The sequence below is a fragment of the Actinomadura terrae genome, from assembly GCF_022751215.1.
GTDB lineage: Bacteria > Actinomycetota > Actinomycetes > Streptosporangiales > Streptosporangiaceae > Spirillospora > Spirillospora terrae.
Map to the genome: position 1 here is coordinate 376,825 of NZ_JAICDG010000003.1, position 19,221 is coordinate 396,045.

General features: G+C 75.5%; 16 protein-coding genes. 6 read left to right on the forward strand and 10 right to left on the reverse strand.

The window, feature by feature from the left end; all coding sequences use genetic code 11:
- Nucleotides 1–103: 103 nt before the first annotated feature.
- From edd to eda, 3 genes are read left to right on the forward strand one after another with little or no spacing between them, the layout of a single operon-like run.
- A complete protein-coding gene (gene edd / locus K2F47_RS21600) occupies nt 104–1,918 on the forward strand; it encodes a phosphogluconate dehydratase (RefSeq protein WP_242906549.1) in 1,815 nt (604 codons plus the stop codon).
- On the forward strand, nt 1,915–2,967 hold the full coding sequence (gene glk / locus K2F47_RS21605; protein ID WP_242906550.1) for a glucokinase: 1,053 nt from the start codon (nt 1,915–1,917) through the stop codon (nt 2,965–2,967). The genes edd and glk overlap by 4 nt, the downstream gene beginning before the upstream one ends.
- Nucleotides 2,964–3,629 carry a bifunctional 4-hydroxy-2-oxoglutarate aldolase/2-dehydro-3-deoxy-phosphogluconate aldolase gene (gene eda, locus K2F47_RS21610; RefSeq protein ID WP_242906551.1) on the forward strand — a complete coding sequence of 222 codons (666 nt, stop codon included), beginning with the start codon at nt 2,964–2,966 and terminating at the stop codon, nt 3,627–3,629. The genes glk and eda overlap by 4 nt, the downstream gene beginning before the upstream one ends.
- 2 nt (nt 3,630–3,631) lie before the next feature.
- Here eda and K2F47_RS21615 read toward each other — a convergent pair whose 3' ends face one another.
- On the reverse strand, nt 3,632–3,793 hold the full coding sequence (locus tag K2F47_RS21615; RefSeq protein ID WP_242906552.1) for a hypothetical protein: 162 nt from the start codon (nt 3,791–3,793) through the stop codon (nt 3,632–3,634).
- A 73-nt stretch (nt 3,794–3,866) separates the two neighbouring features.
- On the opposite strand from K2F47_RS21615, the gene K2F47_RS21620 reads away from it, so the two are divergent.
- Complete coding sequence (locus K2F47_RS21620) at nt 3,867–4,799, forward strand: LysR family transcriptional regulator (protein WP_242906553.1); 933 nt, start codon at nt 3,867–3,869, stop codon at nt 4,797–4,799.
- A gap of 3 nt (nt 4,800–4,802) precedes the next feature.
- Here the strand turns inward: K2F47_RS21620 and K2F47_RS21625 are convergent, their stop codons facing one another.
- Nucleotides 4,803–7,346 (reverse strand): ABC transporter permease, encoded by a 2,544-nt coding sequence (locus tag K2F47_RS21625; protein WP_242906554.1) that lies wholly within the window; start codon nt 7,344–7,346, stop codon nt 4,803–4,805.
- A gap of 147 nt (nt 7,347–7,493) precedes the next feature.
- On the opposite strand from K2F47_RS21625, the gene K2F47_RS21630 reads away from it, so the two are divergent.
- A complete protein-coding gene (locus K2F47_RS21630; RefSeq protein ID WP_242907518.1) occupies nt 7,494–8,783 on the forward strand; it encodes a sensor histidine kinase in 1,290 nt (429 codons plus the stop codon).
- On the opposite strand, the gene K2F47_RS21635 is transcribed toward K2F47_RS21630, so the two are convergent.
- Both K2F47_RS21635 and K2F47_RS21640 read right to left on the reverse strand, forming a co-directional pair.
- Nucleotides 8,750–9,205, reverse strand: coding sequence for a DUF1707 SHOCT-like domain-containing protein (locus K2F47_RS21635; protein ID WP_242906555.1), 456 nt, complete (start codon nt 9,203–9,205; stop codon nt 8,750–8,752). The genes K2F47_RS21630 and K2F47_RS21635 overlap by 34 nt on opposite strands.
- Entirely contained in the window at nt 9,202–10,002 is an 801-nt protein-coding gene (locus K2F47_RS21640; RefSeq protein ID WP_242906556.1) for a PadR family transcriptional regulator, read from the reverse strand. The genes K2F47_RS21635 and K2F47_RS21640 overlap by 4 nt, the downstream gene beginning before the upstream one ends.
- A 188-nt stretch (nt 10,003–10,190) precedes the next feature.
- On the opposite strand from K2F47_RS21640, the gene K2F47_RS21645 reads away from it, so the two are divergent.
- The gene (locus K2F47_RS21645; protein ID WP_242906557.1) at nt 10,191–12,173 is read left to right on the forward strand and encodes a bifunctional phosphatase PAP2/O-acyltransferase family protein; all 1,983 of its coding nucleotides are present in this window, start codon (nt 10,191–10,193) and stop codon (nt 12,171–12,173) included.
- Between the two features lie 12 nt (nt 12,174–12,185).
- Here the strand turns inward: K2F47_RS21645 and hpnH are convergent, their stop codons facing one another.
- Genes hpnH through hpnC form a run of 6 tightly spaced genes read right to left on the reverse strand, consistent with a single transcriptional unit; the run spans nt 12,186 to nt 19,174 of the window.
- Nucleotides 12,186–13,190, reverse strand: coding sequence for an adenosyl-hopene transferase HpnH (hpnH, locus tag K2F47_RS21650; RefSeq protein WP_242906559.1), 1,005 nt, complete (start codon nt 13,188–13,190; stop codon nt 12,186–12,188).
- The gene (gene shc, locus K2F47_RS21655; RefSeq protein ID WP_242906561.1) at nt 13,191–15,068 is read right to left on the reverse strand and encodes a squalene--hopene cyclase; all 1,878 of its coding nucleotides are present in this window, start codon (nt 15,066–15,068) and stop codon (nt 13,191–13,193) included. It abuts the gene before it with no gap.
- Nucleotides 15,068–16,081 carry a polyprenyl synthetase family protein gene (locus K2F47_RS21660; RefSeq protein ID WP_242906563.1) on the reverse strand — a complete coding sequence of 338 codons (1,014 nt, stop codon included), beginning with the start codon at nt 16,079–16,081 and terminating at the stop codon, nt 15,068–15,070. The genes shc and K2F47_RS21660 overlap by 1 nt, the downstream gene beginning before the upstream one ends.
- Nucleotides 16,078–17,400: a hydroxysqualene dehydroxylase HpnE gene (gene hpnE, locus K2F47_RS21665; RefSeq protein ID WP_242906565.1), complete on the reverse strand. Its 1,323-nt coding sequence runs from the start codon at nt 17,398–17,400 to the stop codon at nt 16,078–16,080. Before hpnE ends, K2F47_RS21660 begins: the two co-directional genes overlap by 4 nt.
- Nucleotides 17,397–18,314, reverse strand: coding sequence for a presqualene diphosphate synthase HpnD (gene hpnD / locus K2F47_RS21670; protein WP_242906566.1), 918 nt, complete (start codon nt 18,312–18,314; stop codon nt 17,397–17,399). Before hpnD ends, hpnE begins: the two co-directional genes overlap by 4 nt.
- Complete coding sequence (hpnC, locus tag K2F47_RS21675; RefSeq protein ID WP_242906567.1) at nt 18,311–19,174, reverse strand: squalene synthase HpnC; 864 nt, start codon at nt 19,172–19,174, stop codon at nt 18,311–18,313. Before hpnC ends, hpnD begins: the two co-directional genes overlap by 4 nt.
- Nucleotides 19,175–19,221: the final 47 nt, after the last annotated feature.

Sequence of the window (19,221 nt, forward strand, 5' to 3'; positions counted from 1 at the left end):
ATCGAGGAGGTTCGGTAACCCAAAATTCATAAGTCGGCTTGTCCGGGTGACGTAAGTCTCGGTAGCTTGTCGATCAGTGGTCCCCCTGCTCTGGAGCGTTCTGATGGCTGTGCACCCTGTGCTGGAACGAGTGACCCGACGTGTGGCCGAGCGGAGCGCGGGACGGCGCGCCGACTACCTCGCCCGGATCCGGGCCGCGCGGACGGCCGGCCCGGCCCGCGGCGGCATGGGCTGCGCCAACCTCGCGCACGGGTTCGCGGCGTGCGGCGTCCAGGACAAGCTGTGGCTGCGCGGGAACGTGACACCGAACATCGCGATCGTGTCGGCGTACAACGACATGCTGTCGGCGCACCAGCCGCTGAAGGACTACCCGGACCTGATCAAGGCGGCGATCCGCGCGGCGGGCGGCACCGCGCAGTTCGCCGGGGGCGTGCCCGCGATGTGCGACGGCATCACGCAGGGCCGCGCCGGCATGGAGTTGTCGCTGTTCAGCCGGGACGTGGTCGCGATGGCGGCGGCGGTCGCGCTGTCCCACGACATGTTCGACGGCGCGCTGATGCTCGGGGTGTGCGACAAGATCGTCCCGGGGCTGGTGATCGGGGCGCTGTCGTTCGGGCACCTGCCGGTGATCCTCGTGCCCGCCGGGCCGATGGCCTCCGGGCTGCCGAACGCCGACAAGGCGAGGGTCCGCAAGCGGTACGCAGCCGGGGAGATCGGCCGCGACGAGCTGCTCGCCGCCGAGGCCGCGTCCTACCACTCGCCCGGGACCTGCACCTTCTACGGGACGGCCAACTCCAACCAGCTCCTCATGGAGGTCATGGGCCTGCACCTGCCGGGCGCGAGCTTCGTCCCGCCGGGCACCGGCCTGCGCGACGCGCTCACCGAGGCGGCGGCACGCCGCGTCCTGAAGCTGACCGACCTCGCGGACGAGTACACCCCGATCGGCGAGCTGATGGACGAACGGGCGCTGGTGAACGGCGTCGTCGCGCTGCTGGCCACCGGCGGGTCCACCAACCACACGCTGCACCTGGTCGCGATGGCCGCCGCCGCCGGGATCGAGCTGACCTGGGACGACTTCGACGAGCTGTCCAAGGTCACGCCGCTGCTCACCCGCCTGTACCCGAACGGCACCGCGGATGTGAACCACTTCCACGCGGCGGGCGGCACCGCGTTCCTCATCGGCGAGCTGATCGACGCCGGGCTCGTGCACGAGGACGCGCGGACCGTCGGCGGCAGCACCCTCGCCGCCTACCGCAAGACGCCCGAGCTGGGCGCGAACGGCAGGGTCGTCTGGCAGGACGTGGCGCCGGAGTCGGGCGACCTCGGCGTCCTGCGCCCGGTGGACGAGCCGTTCGACACCCACGGCGGCCTGCACACCGTGCGCGGGAACCTCGGCCGCGCGGTGGTGAAGGTGTCGGCCGTGCGGCCCGAGCACCGGACGATCGAGGCGCCCGCCCGCGTGTTCGAGACGCAGGACGCGCTGCACGAGGCGTTCGGCGCGGGCGAGCTCGACCGGGACGTCGTCGCCGTCGTCCGCTACCAGGGCCCGCGCGCCAACGGCATGCCGGAGCTGCACCGGCTCACCCCGCCGCTCGCCGTCCTCCAGGACCGGGGGCACCGGGTCGCGCTGGTCACCGACGGCCGGATGTCGGGCGCGTCGGGCGCGGTCCCGGCCGCGATCCACGTGTCCCCCGAGGCGGCGGCGGGAGGCCCGCTGGCCCGCGTCCGGGACGGGGACATCGTGCGCCTCGACGCCGACAAGGGCCTGCTGGAGATCCTCGTCCCGGACGAGGAGTTCGAGGCGCGCCAACCCGAGGGCGCGCCGCCCGGCGACTGGTCGGGCACCGGCCGCGAGCTGTTCGAGTCGTTCCGGCGGGCCGTGGGCCCCGCCGAGCAGGGCGCGGGAGTCTTCGCGTGAGCGCCGCGGGCGCCCCAAAGGGCGACGACGGCCCCTGGCTGGTCGCCGACGTGGGCGGCACCAACGCCCGCTTCGCCCTCGTGGCGGGTCCGAACGCCGCGCCGACCCGGGTGGAGTCGCTGGCCACGCGCGAGTTCGCCGGGCTGGCGGAGGCGGCGGCGGCCTACCTGGAGCGGTACGCGCCGGGCGTGCGGCCGTCAGCGGCGTGCCTGGCGGTGGCCGGGCCGGTCGTCGCGGGCCCCACCGGCGGCGGGACGTACCGGCTGACCAACGCGGGCTGGCCCGCGGGCACCCCCGAGGACGTCCGGCGGCACCTCGGCATCCCGCATCTGGAGATCGTCAACGACTTCGAGGCGCTCGCGCTCGCGCTGCCGCACCTCGGGCCGGGCGACCTGGTCCCGATCGGCGGTCCGGCGACGCGACCGGGAGAGGCGGTCGCGCCGCCGGTCGCCGCCGAGGCCCCGATGGCCGTGCTGGGCCCGGGCACGGGGCTCGGCGTCGCCGGGCTCGTCCCGGTGCCGGGCGGGTGGGTGCAGCTCGCGAGCGAGGGCGGCCAGGTCGACATCCCGGCCGGGACCGACCGCGAGATCGAGGTCATGCGGCTGCTGCGCGCCGAGCGCGGCGCCGCCACCGCCGAGCTGCTGCTGTCGGGGGACGGGCTGTCCCGCATCCACCGCTACCTCGCCGAACTCGACGGGGAGGCGGCCGAGCCGCTGACCGCCGCGCAGATCTCCCAGCACGGCGACGATCCGCGCTGCGCGGAGGCCCTCGCCATGTTCTGCGCGCTGCTCGGCTCGCTCGCCGGGAACGTGGCGCTGACGCTGGGCGCGCGCGGGGGCGTCTATCTTGGCGGAGGCATCCTGCCGCGCATCACCGCCGTGCTGACCGCCAGCGCGTTCCGGAGCCGTTTCGAGGCGAAGCCGCCGATGGAGGACTATCTGCGGCCGATCCCGACGGCGCTGATCGTCCACCCCGGCCCGGCGCTGGTCGGCGCCACCGTCCGGCTGGCGGCGAGCCTGCCCGCCACCGAGTTCCTGGAGCCCGCATGACCGACCTGACCCCCACCGATCCGACCCACACCGACCTGACCAACACCGACCTGCTCGGCCTCGCGCCCGTCATCCCCGTCGTGGTGCTGGAGAACGAGGACGCCGCCGTCCCGCTGGCCCGCGCGCTCGTGGAGGGCGGCCTGCCCGCGATCGAGGTGACGCTGCGGACCCCGGCGGCGCTGCCGGCGATCACGCGGATCGCCGCCGAGGTCCCGGACGCGGTTGTCGGCGCGGGGACGGTCGTCCGGCCCGAGGACGCCGAGCGGTCGGCGGCGGCGGGCGCGAGGTTCCTGGTCAGCCCGGGCTGCACGCCCCGCCTCCAGGCGGCGATGGTCGCGACGGGCCTGCCGTTCCTGCCCGGCGTCGCCACCGCGTCGGAGGCGATCGCGCTGCTGGAGAACGGGATCACGGCGATGAAGTTCTTCCCCGCCGAGGCCGCGGGCGGCCGCGCCTACCTGAAGGCGCTCGGCGGCCCGCTGCTCGACGCCCGCTTCTGCCCGACCGGCGGCGTCACCCCCGGCAACGCCGCCGACTACCTCGCGCTGCCGAACGTCGGCTGCGTGGGCGGGTCGTGGCTTACGCCTGGGGACGCCGTCCGCGCGGGCGACTGGGACCGCATCCGCGCGCTCGCCGCCGACGCCGCCGCCCTCGGAAAGGGCTGACCCTACTTAGGCGGGTGGCAGCGGGCGCAGGGGCCGGCGGTGAGCCGGGGGGCCGAGCCGTGCGGGACGAGGTCCATCCGCAGCCGCCCGCAGGCGCAGCGGCTCCAGATGACGGTTCCTTCGCTGGTCAGATGCCGGGAGAGGGTACTGTTTCGCTGGCTCATGCAAGCAGTCTGCCCCCGCCGGAACGTGCGCGTCTATTTCACATTTCCAGATCTGATCGTGCAATATGGTGACATGATTGATCTGCGGCGGCTGCACATGCTCCGGCTCGTCCACCAGTACGGGACGGTCACCGCGACGGCGGAGGCGATGCACCTCACGCCGTCGGTGGTCTCCCACCATCTGCGCGAGCTGGCGCGGGAGCTCGGCGTGCCGCTGCTGGAGCCGCAGGGCCGCCGGGTGCGGCTCACCCCGGCGGCGCACCTGCTGATCGGGCACGCGGACGCGCTGCACGCCCGCTGGGAGGAGGCCCTCGCCGACCTGGAGTCGCACCGCGCCGGGGTCGCGGGGCCGCTGCGGATCTGCGGGTTCACGACGGCGGTCAGCGGCCTGATCGCCCCCGCCGCCGGGAACCTGCTGCGCACCGACCCCGACCTGAGCATCGAGATCCGCGAGTGCGACACCGACGTCGCGATGGGCCTGCTCGCCGCCGGGGAGACCGACCTCGCCGTGATCGAGCCCACCCCCGACGCGCCGCCGCCCGGCGACCCGCGCTTCGACCGGGAGCCGCTGCTGGAGGAGGCCCTCGACCTGATCGTCCCGGTCGGCCATCCGCTCGCACGGCGCGACACGGCCCGGCTGGAGGACGCGGCGTCCGAGCCCTGGATCAGCGTCGAACCGGACGGCTGCGCCCACCACCAGCAGGTCATGACCTACTGCGCCGCCGCCGGGTTCACGCCCCGGATCGCCCACAACGCCACGACCTGGTCGGTGATCTGGGCGCTGGTCGCGAGCGGCCTCGGCGTGTCGCTGGTGCCGAGGCTGGCCGACGGGCTGTCCGACCAGCCCGTCGTCCGGGTGCCGCTGACGGGCGACTCCGTCCCGAAGCGGCGGGTGCTGACGTGCGTCCGCCGGGGGAGCCGCGCCAACCCGGTGATCGCCCGCGGCCTGGCGGCGCTGTACGAGGTCGTCCCCTCCCAATGTGACCGCCTTCCCGCGGCCAGCTGACGCTCAGTCGGTCGCGATGGCCTGGAGGATGTTCAGCCGCGCGGCGCGGGCGGCGGGCCAGACCGCCGCGACCACGCCGATCGACGCGGCGGCCGCGACGCACAGCGCGAGGCGCCCGTAGGGCACGGCGAGGACCACCATGCCGTCCTCCCCGCCCGCGATCGCCTTCTGGAGGACGACGCCGAGCACGGTCCCGGTCCCCACGCCGAGGACCGCGCCGAACAGCGACACGACGACGGCCTCGTAGCGGATCATCTGGCGGAGCTGGCGGCGCTGGGTGCCGACCGCGCGCAGCAGCCCGATCTCGCGCGTCCGCTCGGTGACCGCGAGCGCGAGCGTGTTGACGATGCCGAGCGCCGCGACCAGCACCGACAGCACCAGCAGCCCGAGGACCAGCTTGAGGAACAGGTCGATCTCGCCCGCCGCGTCGTCCTTGACCTGCGCGCGGTCCTTCAGCTCCAGGTTCGGCCACGGCGCGAGCGCGGACTCCAGCGCGGCCCGCCGGGCGCCCGCGACCGTCACCTCGACGCGGTCGATCGGCGCGTCCGGGTCGTGGGCGCGGTAGCCCGCCCAGTCGATGATCATCGTGGGCGCGGACGGGGTGAGCGACGGCCGGTCGGCGTAGATCCCCGCGATGTGGAACGTTCGCTTCGTCCCATCCTGGTATTCGCCGGGGATCGTGCTGCCGACTTTCCATCCGTGGTCGCGGGCGACGCTGCGGCCGACCAGCAGGTCCTCGCCGTGCACGGCCGCCGTGCCCTCCTGGAGCGGGAGCCGGAAGTGGGCGAGCAGCTCGCCTGGCGAACCGGTGGTCGCGGTGCGCACTGCGCCGTCCAGCCGGAACCTGGCCGTCCGGACGGGGATCGCCGCGCGGACGCCCGGCACCCGCGCCACCGCCGCGCCCGCGCCCGCCTCGACCGGCGTGACCTGGCTGCGCCCGGTGACCTGGTAGTCGGCGGTCAGCGCGGCGTCCAGCTGCCGGTCGACCGAGGCCGCCATCGACTGGACGATGATCGAGACGGTCGCGATCAGCGCCAGCCCGATCGTCAGCGCCGACGCGGTCGCCGACGTCTGGCGGGGATCGCGGGTCGCGTTGCGGGCGCCCATCCGCCCGGCGCCGCCGCGCAGCCGCGCGAACGGGCGGCCGAGCACGCCGGTCACCGGACGGCTCAGCGCGGGCGAGACCACCACGACCCCCGCGAACAGCAGCGCCGCCCCGGCCCCCGCGAGCGTGAGGCCGGACGTCCCGTCCCCCGCGAGCCCGGCCCCGGCCAGGGCGGCGCCGATCGCCAGCACCGCGCATCCCGCGAGGACGCGGCGCCGCAGCGGGCGGGGCGGCGCCGCGTCCTCGCGCAGCGCCGCGACCGGCGGGGTCCGCGCCGCGCGCCGCGCCGGGACGAACGCGGCGGCCAGCGTCACCGCCGTCCCCACCAGGTACGCGGCGAGGACGGCGGACGCGGGCAGCGCGAGCGGCCCGAACGGCAGCTCCTCCCCGCCGGTGACCAGCGTCATCAGCTTCGCGAGCCCGACCGCGACCCCGGCCCCCGCCGCGAGGCCGAGCGTCGAGCCCGCGAGGCCCACCCCGGCCGCCTCGCCGAGGATCGAGCGCGTCACCTGCCCGCGCGAGGCCCCGACCGCGCGCAGCAGCGCCAGCTCCCGGACCCGCCCGCCGACCAGCATCGCGAACGTGTTGAAGATGATGAACGACCCGACGAACACCGCGATCAGCGCGAACACCAGCAGGAACGTCCGCATGATCTTGATGATGTCCTGGAGCGGCCCGGCCTGCTCGTCGGCCGCCTTCTCGCCGGTGACAGCTTCCAGGCCCGGCGGGAGGACGGCGGCGACCGCGTCGCGCAGCCGCTCCTGGGTCACGCCGCCGTCCGCGTGCACGACGATCCGCTCGTAGGTGCCGGGACGCTGCCCCAGCAGGCGCGGCGCGGCGCCGGGCGCGAACGCGGTCATCGAGATCGAGGAGCCGAGCGCGGAGTCGCCGACCCGGAACAGGCCGGTCAGCCGGAACGTCCGCTTCCCGGAGCGCAGCGCGACCGTGACCCGGTCGCCGACCCGGTAGCCGGCGTCGCGGGCGGTGGTGACGTCCATGGCGATCTCGTCGGGCGCGCGCGGCGGCGCCCCGGCGGTGAGGCGGGTCAGCGACAGGTCGCGGTCGCCGCTCCACGCCACCCCTATCTGCGGATCCGCCCCGACGATCCTCCCCCGCCGGTCGACGGCGGCCGCGAACCCGGTGACGACGCCCTCCGCCTTCGCGACGCCGGGCGCGCGCCGGACGGCCACCAGCGCCGACGCGGGCACCGGACGCGATCCCGCGCGCTCACCCGGCCCGGTCTGGAACGACTGCCGCGCCCGGACGACCGTGTCCGTCCCGCGCCCGAGGTCGTCGAAGGCGCGGTCGAACGAGCGGCTCAGCGTGGCCGAGAAGATCAGCGTGCCGGAGACGAACGCGACGCCCGCGAGGACCGCCACCACCGATAGCAGCAGGCGGGCGCGGTGCGCGGCCAGCCCACGGAATACGAGCTTCACCATCATGGCCACGATTCGACCGGTGCGGGGTGGGGCGGCGGCAGGGCGCATCGTCGCCTCCGCGTTCCGCCCGCGCCCTACGAACGGCAGGCCGCACCCGACTTTCGTAGGGCTCGCGGGCGGGGAACGGGTGCGTACGGTGGGCCCGTGCGCATGACACTGCCGTTCACGCTCCCCGGACGCGACCGCGCCGCGGACGCCGTGGCCGTGGTGCTCGCGCTGGCGCTGAGCCTGGAGACGGCGACGGGCCCGGACTCGGTCCTGCGCGGCTACGGCGGCGCGACGGCCGTGGTGGTGGCGGTGCCCGCGCTCGCGCTGGCGGTCCGCCGCCGGTTCCCGATGACGGTCGCCTGGCTCACGGTCGCGCTCGCCGCGCTGCTGGACGTCGTCGAACGCCTCGCGCCCGGCGCGCTGCTGCGCGAGGGCGCGCCCGGCGCGTTCGCCCCGATCCTGTGGTGGCCGCCCGCGCTGCCGTTCGCCGCCTACGCCGCGATGGCCTTCCCCCGCGACACGGACCGCCCCGTCTGGGTGCGGGGGCTGCCGGTCGCCGTGCTCGTCCCGCTGGTCGGCCTCACCCAGGAGGTGATCCCCGACGGGTCGATCCGGCGCGTCTCCGGGCAGGAGACGTCCTCGGTCGAGGTGATGGTCTTCCGCGGGCTGGTGGTGCTGGTCGCGGCGGCGCTGCTCGGCATGTACGTGGCGGCGCGGCGCCGCGTCCTGGCGGGGCTGACCGAGCGGGCCGAGCGCGCCGAGCGGGAGCGGCACCTGCTCGCCGAGCGGGCGCGGACCGAGGAGCGCGCCCGGCTCGCCGCCGAGATGCACGACGTCGTCGCGCACCGGGTGACGCTGATGGTGCTGCGCGCGGGCGCGCTGCGGGTCAGGGCGCCCGACGAGGAGACCCGCGCCGCCGCCGACGCGCTGCGCGACGACGGCTGCCACGCGCTGGAGGAGCTGCGCGACGTCATCGGCCTGCTGCGGCGCGACGCCGGGGACGCGGGCGCGGCCCCCGCCCCCGCGTCGGGGCCGCTGCCCGACCTGTCCGCGCTGGTCGCCGAGTCCGCCGCCGTCGGCGTCCGGGTCGAGCTGGTCGAACGCGGGGAGCCCGCGCCCGCCTCGCCCGCCGTCGGACGCACCGCCTACCGGGTCGTCCAGGAGGCGCTGACCAACGCGCGCAAGCACGCGCCGGGCGCCGCCGTCCGGGTGGAGGCCCGCTACCGCGCCGACGGCGTCCGGCTGACGGTGCTCAGCGCCGCCCCGGAGCGCGAGCCGGACGCGGCGCTCGCCGCCCTCGCCGCCAGCGGCTCCGGGACGGGCCTCGCCGGGCTGCGCGAGCGCGTCGAGACCGTCGGCGGCACCTTCTCGGCGGGCCCGAGCGGGGACGGGTTCCGCGTCGAGGCGTCGCTTCCCGCCTACGTCCCGCTGCCGGCGCCGCCCGCGCCCTGACGGTGCGCGAGCCGGTGCCTGAGCGTCATCAGGATCGCCCGCACCACCCAGAGGGCCAGCGCCACCTGGAGGACGACCAGGAACCCCGTCCCCGGGCCCATCGTGAACGCCAGCACCAGGAACAGCCCGAGCAGCAGCGGGAACGGCGGACCATGGCGGTGTCCCCGGTGATGGTGGCGGCGTTCGCGACGTGCGGGCGCCGTCTTCGGCACCGCCAGGCCCTTCGGGTCGGGCAGGTCGCGGACGATCACCTCGAGGTCGCCGCGGGTCTTGGCGGCGAGCGTCGTGCCGAGCCGCTCGTCGAGTTCGGCGCGGTCGAGCCGTCCGGCCGCGAAATGGTCGTGCAGGGCGACCATGACCGCGTCGCGCTCGGCGTCGCCGACACGGAGGTCGGCGACGCCGGTGCCGTCCAGGGTCGTCACGCCGGTTCCTCGCCAGAGTTCCCAGTGGTGGGGCCCGCGTCGGTGGGGCCCGCGTCGGCCTCGCCCGCGTGCGGCTCCTCGTCGGCGTGCGGCTCTTCGTCGGCGAGGACGCGGTAGAGCGCGCGCCGGGCCTCGGAGATGATCTCGGTGGCCCGCCTGACCTGCGCCGGTGTCCCGGAGTGGACGATCTGCATCACCGCCGCGCCCGTCTGCGCGACCTGCCGGAACAGGTCGGGCGCGCCCTCGCCGAAGTCGGGCGCCATCTGCGCCCACGGCTCGTCCAGCTCGTCGGCGTGCTCGGCCACGTAGGCGCCGCCCTCGGCGGTGAGCCGGTAGGTGCGGCGCCCGCCGGCCTCCTCGGCGACGATCAGCCCCTCGTCCGCGAGCTGCTGGAGCGCCGGGTAGACCGCGCCGGGGCTCGGCTTCCACGCCTCGCCGCTGCGCTCGTCGATCTCCTGGATGATCTGGTAGCCGTTGCGCGGCTCCTCGGCGAGCAGGGCGAGGATCGCCGCGCGGACGTTGCCCTTGGGCGCCTTGCGTCCCCGCCCCCATGGGCCGCGCCCGCCGCCGCGTCCCCAGGGCGGACGGCCGCCGCCGGGCCCGAACCCGCCGGGCGGCCCCCACTGCCAGGGCCCGCCGTGCGCGCGCGCATCCCCGTGCCCATGGCCATGGCCCGGCCCGAAGCCGTGCTCATGTCCGTGTCCGTGCCGGGACGCCGCGTGCGCGGCCTTCGCGCCGATCGCCGCCGCCGCGACCGCCCAGCGCCAGTCGGGTCCGCTCCGGTGTGTCGTTCCCATGTTCACCACCACCTTCTGAGATCTCTCTATGATCTCTCGCGATAGGACAACGATATATCGAAGACGTACGGTTCGGGAAGATGGTTCCCGCGAAAGTCGCGCGTCCGGCGCGTCGCGGACGCCTCCCGGATCGGGCCATGGTCGTCTGACCGGCGGAAATACTGGGTAACCACCCCTGTGGGGGGACGATGGGGACGGACGAGGCGGTGACCGCGCCGGACGCGGTCGTGTCCCGGGGCGGCGCGGTCGCGCGCGGGCGCCTGCGGGGCGAGCTGCTGCTGGGCCTGGCGGTCTTCGGCCTGTACGCGCTGGTCGTGATGCTGCCGCAGGACGCCAGGGAGCGGGCCGCGCGCGGGCACGGCCGCGCGCTCTACGACCTTGAGCGGACGCTCCGGCTGGACGTGGAGCGGACGCTGAACGGCTGGCTCGCCCATCAGCCGGTCTGGCGCGTCCTGGCCAACTACGAGTACGCGATCACCTACATCGCGAGCGCGGTCGCGCTGCTCTCCTGGCTGTACCTGCGGCACCCCGAGCGCTACCGGACGGCGCGCAACGCGTTCCTGCTGATCAACCTGGTCGGGATCGCGTGCTTCGCGCTGTACCCGGTGATGCCGCCCCGGCTGATGCCCGAGCTCGGGTTCGTCGACACGGTCCGGGAGGGCCGCACGTGGGGGTCGTGGGGATCGCCGCTGGTCGAGCACGCCGACCGGTTCGCGGCCGTCCCGTCCCTGCACATGGCCTGGACGCTGTGGGTCGGCGTCGAGCTGGCCCGGGTGTCGGCGCGGCGGTGGGTGCAGTCGCTGAACGCCGTCCACATCCTGCTCACGCTGTATGTGATCATGGCGACCGCGAACCACTACCTGCTGGACGCGGCGGCCGCCGTCCCGCTGGTGGGCCTCGCGGTGTACGGCGCCGAGCGCGCCGCCCCGCGCGGCGCGGACGAGCGGGTCCGCGCCCCCGACGCGTTCTTCCTGGCCGTGGAGACCCCGGAGGCGCCCCAGCACGCCGGAGGGCTGATCGTCCTGGACACGGCGCGGGCGCCGGTGACCCGCGCGGACCTCGTCGCCCTCGTCGCCGCGCGGCTCGGCGACCATCCCCGGTTCCGGCAGCGGCTCGCGGACGGCGGCCGGTGGCGGCGGCCCGTCTGGCGCGACCACCCGGCGATCGACTGGGCCTGGCACGTCCAGGAGCGCCGCGTGGACGGCATGGCCGGGCTGCGCGCCGTGGTCGCGGAGCTCCAGTCCGAGCCGCTGCCCCGCGACCGGCCGCTGTGGCGGATGATCCTGCTGACCGGCGTCGCGCCGGGACGCGACGCCGTCGTGTTCCTCATGCACCACGTCGTCGCCGACGGCGTCGGGGTCGTCGCGCACGCGATGGCGCTGATGGAGCCTCACCAGCTCGGCTACGGCGCGGCGGGGCGCCGCCGCCGGCCCGTCCGGGAGGCGCTCGCGACCGCGGCGGGGCTCGGGCAGCTCGCCACGGACGCGGCGCGCCCCGCGCGGCTGCCCGCCGCCGGGACGTCCGAGCGCCGGTTCGGGAGCCTGCTCGTCCCGCTCGACCTGGCCCGGGACGTCGCGCGGCGGCACGGCGTGCGCGTCACCGACGTCGTGCTGTGCGCGGTGGCGGGCGGGCTGCACCGGGTGCTGCGCGAGACGCCGGGCGCGGGCGACTCCTGCCGGGTCGCGGTGCCGCTGATGATGCGCTCGCCGGGCGACGGCGCGGAGGGCAACCACACCAGCGCCGTCATGGTCGACCTGCCGCTCGGCAAGATGGCCGAGGCCGACCGGCTCGCCGAGATCGCGCGGCGCACCCGCGTGCTGCGGTCGGGGACGCGCCCGCTCGCCGCCTGGTTCGTGATGCGGCACGCCGGACGGGTCATGCCCGCCCCGCTGCACGCCCGTTTCGCCCGTTACGCCTACAGCGCCCGGTTCCTCCAGGGCATCGTGTCGAGCCTGCCGGGCCCGGACCGGCGGCTGCGGCTGGCGGGCGCCCCGCTGCTGGAGGTCTACCCGGTGATCCCGCTCGCGCCCGGAGCGCCGCTCGCGGCCGGGGCGCTCGGCGTCGACCGCGACCTGTGCTTCGGCGTCTGCGCCGACCCCGGCCTCGTGCCCGACGCCGACCGCATGACCGACGCGATCGCCGAGGTCGTCCGCGAACTCGGCGCCGACTAGCCCGGGACGGACTCAGCCGCTGCGGATCGCGCGCAGCGACTCGGTCAGCGACCCCATGGTCGCGAACACGGCGGTCGGCTCGTAGCCGCAGTGCGCCATGCAGTTGGAGCAGCGGTCGTCGCGTCCCCGGCCGTAGGCGCCCCAGTTGGTCGTCTTCACGAGCTCCTCGTAGGTGTCGGCGTAGCCGTCGTCCATCAGGTAGCAGGGACGCTGCCAGCCCTTCAGCGAGTAGGACGGGATCGCCCACGCCGTGCACGGGAAGTCGGCCCTGCCCTCCAGGAAGTCCAGGAACAGCGGCGAGTGGTTGAAGCGCCAGCGGCGGCGCCGCCCGTCCGCGAACACCTTCCGGAACAGCTCCCGCGTCTCCTGGACGCCGAGGAAGTGCTCCTGGTCGGGCGCCTTCTCGTAGGCGTAGGCGGGCGAGATCATCATCTGGTCGACGCGCAGGTCGTCGTTGAGGTAGTCGAGGACGTCGATGACGGTCTGCGGGGTGTCGGTGTTGAACACGGTCGTGTTCGTCGTGACCCGGAACCCGCGCTCGCGGCACATCCGGATTGCCTCCACGACCTGGTCGAACACGCCCTCCTTGCAGACGGACGCGTCGTGCCGCTCGCGCAGCCCGTCGACGTGCACCGCCCACGCGAAGAACCGGGACGGCTCGAACTGGTCGATCTTCTTCGGGATCAGCGCCGCGTTCGTGCACAGGAACACGTACCGCTTCATCGCGACCAGCTCGGCGACCATCTCGCCGATCCCCGGGTGCATCAGCGGCTCGCCGCCCGCGATCGACACCATCGGCGCGCCGCTCTCGCGCACCGCCGCGACCGCCTGCTCGACCGGCATCCGCTGCTTCAGCAGGCTCGCCGGATGCTGGATCTTCCCGCAGCCCGCGCACGCCAGGTTGCACGCGTACAGCGGCTCCAGCTCGACCAGCAGCGGGAACTTCGAGCGGCGGGCGAGCCGGTTGCGCAGGATGTAGCCGCCCACCCGCAGGCTCTGGCGTAGTGGCATGCCCATTTACGACGCGTCCTCCCTCAGGTAGCGGCCGAGGGCGCTCACCGGGAACACCAGCCGGTACAGGTGGTAGTTGATGTAGAAGTAGCCGGGGAACCCGGTGCCGGTGAAGTGCTCCTCGTCCCAGGTCCCGTCGGGGCGCTGCCGCTCGGTCAGCCAGCCGACGCCGCGCTCCACCGCCGGGCCGCGCTCACCGGCGGCCAGCAGCGCCAGCAGCGCCCACGCGGTCTGGGACGCGGTGGACGCGCCGCGTCCGATCCACGCCGGGTCGCGGTAGGAGCGCAGGTCCTCGCCCCAGCCGCCGTCGTCGCGCTGGTGCCGCTCCAGCCAGGCCACCGCCCGCCGGATCTCCGGCCGGTCGGGCCGGACGCCCGCCGCGACCAGCGCGGGCACGACGCCGCCGGTCCCGTAGACGTGGTTGGCGCCCCAGCGTCCGAACCAGGAGCCGTCCTGCTCCTGCGCCTTCAGCAGCCACTCCACCGCGCGCTTGCACAGCAGCGAGTCGCCCATGCCCTGCGCGCACAGCGCCTCCACGACGTGCGCGGTGACGTCGGCGGACGGCGGGTCGATCACCTCGCCGAAGTCGCAGAACGGGAGCCTGCGGCACAGCTCGCGGGTGTTGTCGGCGTCGAACGCGGCGAACCCGCCGTCGCGCGAGACCATCCCGGCCATCCAGCGCAGGCCCCGCTCGATCGCCGGGCCCGCGCCCGGGTGCGCGACGCGGCCGAGCGCCAGCACGACCTCGGCGGTGTCGTCGACGTCGGGGTAGTAGTCGTTGTCGAACTCGAACGACCAGCCCCCGGGCGGCAGCCCCGGGCGGCGCACCTGCCAGTCGCCGGGGCCCTTCACCTCCTCGCCGAGCACCCAGTCGGCGGCCCGCTCCAGCGCCGGGTGCCCGGGGGGCAGGCCCGCGTCGGCGAGCGCGGTCATCGCGAGCACGGTGTCCCAGACGGGGGACTGGCACGCCTCCATGCGCCGCCCCGATCCGTCCCGGATCGTGAAGCGCTCCAGGCCGTGCAGGCCACGCTGCATGACCGGGTGGTCGACGTCGTGGCCGAGCAGGTTCAGCGCGATCAGCGAGTACACCCACGGCGGCTGGATGCCGCCCCACGACCCGTCCGGCTCCTGCCGCGCGATGATCCACTCACCGGCGCGGCGCAGCGCGGCCCGCCGCACCGCCTTCAGCGGGCGCCGCTGGTAGACGCGCAGCGCCCGGTCGAGCGCGTGGAGCGCCTCCTCCCATCCCCCCTCCCGCCGCCGCGGCACGGCCTGCCCGTGCAGCTCGGCGATGCCGAACGGCAGCGGCCGGACGGGACGCAGCGCCGCCACCACGGTCAGCGGCACGATCGTCTGCCGCGCCCAGCACCCGAAGTCGTAGACGTTCAGCGGGAACCACGACGGCAGGTAGATCATCTCCGGCGGCACGACGGGCAGCGCGTCCCACGGCCAGCGCCCGAACAGCGCCAGCCAGAAGCGGGTGAACACGCGCGTCGCCGGGAGGCCGCCCGCGTCGCGCACGTAGGCGGCGGCGCGGCGCATGTGGCCGGCGTCCGGCGGGTCCCCGGCGAGCCGCAGCGCGACGTACGCCTCGACTGTCGTGGACAGGTCGGGCGGGCCGCCGAAGAAGTTCGCCCACGTGCCGTCTTCGCGCTGCTGGGAGCGGATCCAGCGGGCCGCCTCCCGCGTCTCGTCCTCGTCGCGGACGCCGAGGAACTCGCGCAGCAGCAGGTCCTCGGCGTCCATGGTCACGTTCGTCTGGAGCTCGCCCTTCCACCAGCCCTCGGGGGACTGGAGGCCGAGCAGGTGCTCGCGCGCCGCGTCCAGCGCCTTCCGCGCCGCCTCCCTGGTGGACGGCGCCGCGGGTTCGGCTGTCGTGGTCATCAGTGGTCCCGGTGGGTGACGAAGTCGGCGACGCGCAGGAACTCGGTGCGGACGGGGGTGGGCACTCCCGCGCCGGTGAGCTGCTCCCCGGCACGTTCCACCCGGCGTGCGGCCTCGGCCCGCGCCCACGCCCGCCCGCCCGCGAGGTCGACGAGCCGCGCCGCCTCGGCCAGCTCGTCCTCGCCCGGCGGTTCCGGGCGTGCGTACAGCTCGGCCAGCTCCGCGGACGCGGCCGTGCCGGAGTTCAGCGCCGCCACCACCGGCAGCGACATCTTGCGGGACCGCAGGTCCGACAGCGCGGGCTTGCCGGTCGCCGCCGGGTCGCCCCAGATGCCGAGCAGGTCGTCGACGAGCTGGAACGCGACGCCGAGGTCGGCGCCGAACCCCTCCAGCGCGGTCGCGAGGCGCTCGGGCGCCCCGTCGAGCACGGCGCCGATCGAGCACGAGCAGGCCAGCAGCGCGGCGGTCTTCCCGGCCGCCATCGCCTGGCACTCCTCCAACGTGATCTTGTGGCGGGTCTCGAAGCTCAGGTCGAGGGACTGGCCCGCGATGAGGTGGCGGGTGGCGACGGCCAGCGACCGCGCGGCCCGCGCCGACCCCTGCCCCGGCGCCTCCAGCAGCACCTCCCCGGCGAGCGCGAGCAGCGCGTCGCCGGCCAGGATCGCGGCGGGCTCGCCGTAGACGGCCCACGCCGCCGGACGGTGCCGCCGCGTCCGGTCGCCGTCCATGATGTCGTCGTGCAGGAGCGAGAACGCGTGCGTCAACTCGACCGCGACCGCGCCCGGCAGCGCGCTCTCCGGCGGCGCGCCGGCCGCGCGGGCCGACAACAGGGCCAGCGCGGGACGCAGCGCCTTCCCGGCGGGCTCCTTGCGCGGCCGCCCCTCCGCGTCGGCCCAGCCGAGATGGTAGGCCGCCACCCGGTAGGTGTGCGGGTCGAGCCGCCCGACCGCGGCGCGCAGCGCCCCGTCGACCAGCTCGCGGACATCGGTCATCGAGACCGGAACGGTCGTCACCGGCCCCTCACCCCCTCCAGGTGGCGGCGGACCAGGCGTGCGGCGGTCAGGCCGCTGCGCACTGCTCCCTCCATCGTGTCTGGCCAGCCCGTGTCGGTCCACGCGCCGGCGAGGAACAGCCCCGGCGCCCGCGTCGCCGCGCCGGGACGCGCCGCGCCGCTGCCGGGACGCTGGCGGAACGTCGCGCGCCGCTCCCGCGTGACGAAGAAGTCGCCGACGGACGCGTGCCGCGCCGCGGGCAGCAGCCGCCGCAGCTCACGCGTGAACCTCTCCCGCAGCTGTGCCGTCGGGACGTCGATCCAGCGGTCGGCCGCCGACAGCGACACGGCCAGGTACTGCCCGTCGCCGCGCAGGCCGCTCACCTCCGTCCGGTCGAACACCCACTGGACGGGCGAGCCGACCGCCGCCACGAAAGGCAGCCCCAGCACCGGCCGGTCGTAGACGACGTGCACGTTGACGATCGGGCTCGCGCCCAGCTCCGGCCAGCGCAGCGGGACGGGCAGCGCCTCGGCGGGCAGCAGCCGCGCCGCCACGTCGTGCGGGACGGCCATGACCACCGCGTCCGCCGCGACCGGCGCCCCGTCCACGATCACCTTCGGGTCGGCGGTGACCGCCTCCACCTTCGCCTTCAGCAGGACGGTGCCGCCCGCCTCCTCGATCCGCGCGAGCGCGGGAGCGCCGTGCAGCTCCGCCAGCGGGACGGACGGGACGCCGATGTCGGCCGCGTCCGCCCGCCCGAACAGCGCCCGGCGGCACACCATCGCCGACAGGCCGAGCGCCGCTTCGTCCACCTCGGCGTTCAGTGCCGCCGTGACGAACAGCCCCCACAGCGCCTCGCGCGCCCACGGCCGCTGGCCCCGTTCCGCCAGCCACGAGCCCGCCGCCACCCCGTCCAGGACGGGGTCGCCGGGGTCGAGGCTCTGGATCTTCGCCGCCGCCCACACCGCCCTCAGCCGTTCGGCCGGGGACAGCGGCGCGTACCGGGCCAGGGCGGGCAGCAGGTGCAGCGGGCTCGGCAGCGGCGCCCGCCTCAGCCGCGCGGGCGCCTCGCCGGGCCGCAGCACCGTCACGTCGAACCGGGCTTGGATGTTCATGAGGTGGTCGGTGCGCAGGCGCCGCAGCAGCCCCTGGTAGGCGGTGCAGCAGCGCAGCGCGACATGCTGGCCGTTGTCGACGCTCAGCTCCCCGCGCCCGAACGAGTGCGTGGCGCCGCCCAGCCAGGGGCGCGCCTCCACCAGCGTGACGTCCATCCCCGACTCCTGGAGCGCCAGCGCCGCGCTGATCCCCGCGAGGCCGCCGCCGACGACGACGACGCTCACTTCTCCACCCCGGTCAGCGCGCGGGCGGCCACGACGGCCTTCTGCCAGGTCGGCAGCGACACCCGCGAGTTCAGCGCGACCGCCGGGCTCGCCGCGATGCGCTCCAGCAGCCGCCGGTAGATGCCCGCCATCGCCGCCGTGCACGCCGCCGAGCGCCGGTCCAGCAGCGGCAGCAGCCGGAGGCCCTCGGCGTACCAGGCCCGCGCCCGCTCCGCCTGGAACGCCACGAGGTCGTGCAGCCGGGACGCCGGGTCGACGAACTCGCCCGACCCGTCCAGCTCCAGCGTGCACCCGAACCGGTCGAGGTCCTCGAGGGGCAGGTACACCCGGCCCGCCAGCCGGTCCTCCCGCACGTCCCGCAGGATGTTCGTGAGCTGGAACGCGACCCCGAGCGAGTCCGCCAGCCCCTCCGCGCGCTGCCGCCCGTCGTACCCGAACACGCCCAGCGACAGCCGCCCCACCGTCCCCGCGACCTGCTGGCAGTACCGCAGCAGGTCGTCGAACGTCTCGTACGCGGCGCCGCGCACGTCGCTCTCGCAGCCGTCGATCAGCTCCGCGAACGCGTCCAGCGGGATCGGGTACCGGCCCGCCGCGTCCGCCAGGGCCGTCAGCACCGGGTGCCCCTCCAGCGCCCGCGAGTCGGCCCGCCGCCAGAGCACCTCCTGGACCGTTTCGAGCCGGCCGCGCGCCCGGTCCAGCAGATCCATCCGGACGCACGCGGGCTCCGGGCCGTCCCCGATGTCGTCCACGCCCCGCGCGAACGCGTAGATCGCGCTCATCGCGCGGCGCTTCGGGGTCGGCATCAACCGGATCCCGTAGCCGAAGTTGCGGGCCTCCTCCCGGACCACCCGCTCGCAGTGCCGATACGCCTCCACGACCCACTCGGGCCGCTCGCACGTCTCCGAAACCGTCATCGCTCACCCTCTCCGAGAGTGGAAACCCAGTTGGCGAGGAGCACGGGCGCGCGCGGGCGCGGCGTCCGCGCCAGCACGTCGTAGCGGCCGCGCACGAGGGCGGCCAGCGCCGCGCGCCCCCCGGCGACATAGCCCGCCACCGCGACCCGGGCCCACCCGCGCAGCCCCGCCATGAGCGGCGCGGACCCGCGGTCGAGCAGGTCCCGCGCCCGGCCGGCCTCCAGCGCCAGCACCCCGCGCAGCCGCGTCGGCGTCACCGCCCGGGACAGGTCGTCCTCGGCGCAGCCGAACCGCCGCAGGTCCTCGCCGGGCAGGTAGATCCGCCCGGCTCTGAAGTCCTCGCCGACGTCCTGGCAGTGCTCGATCACCTGCAACGCGGTGCAGACCCGGTCGGACGCCTCCTCCAGCCCCCGCCCCTGGGCGCCGAACACGTGCAGCACGATCCGTCCCACCGGATTGGCCGACAGCACGCAGTACCGCACCAGTTCGTCGAACGAGGCGTACCGGGTCACGACCTGGTCCTGGCGGTTCGCCTGGACCAGCCGCCGGAAAGGCTCCGCCGGAATTCTCCGCGCGTGGACGGTATCCGCCAGTCGCCTTAACTGCGGAAGAACCGGAGCCCGCCCTTTGTAGAGGAGGTCCAGGTCCGCGTCCACCGAATCGAGCAGCGCCGCCCGCCACGCGCCCGGCGCCTCGTCGCCGATGTCGTCGACCAGGCGGGCGAAACCGTAGACCGCGCGCAGGTGGGCGCGGTGCCGCCTCGGCAGCAGCCGGGTCGCGACCGGGAAGTTCTCCCGTCGCGCGAGCCCGTCGAGACCGCGCTCGTGCTCCCGCGCGCTCCAGGGTGATTCAGTGGTCACCACTAGGGGATTCGCCGGTGCGGCACCAGAAAAACTCTGATCAAGGT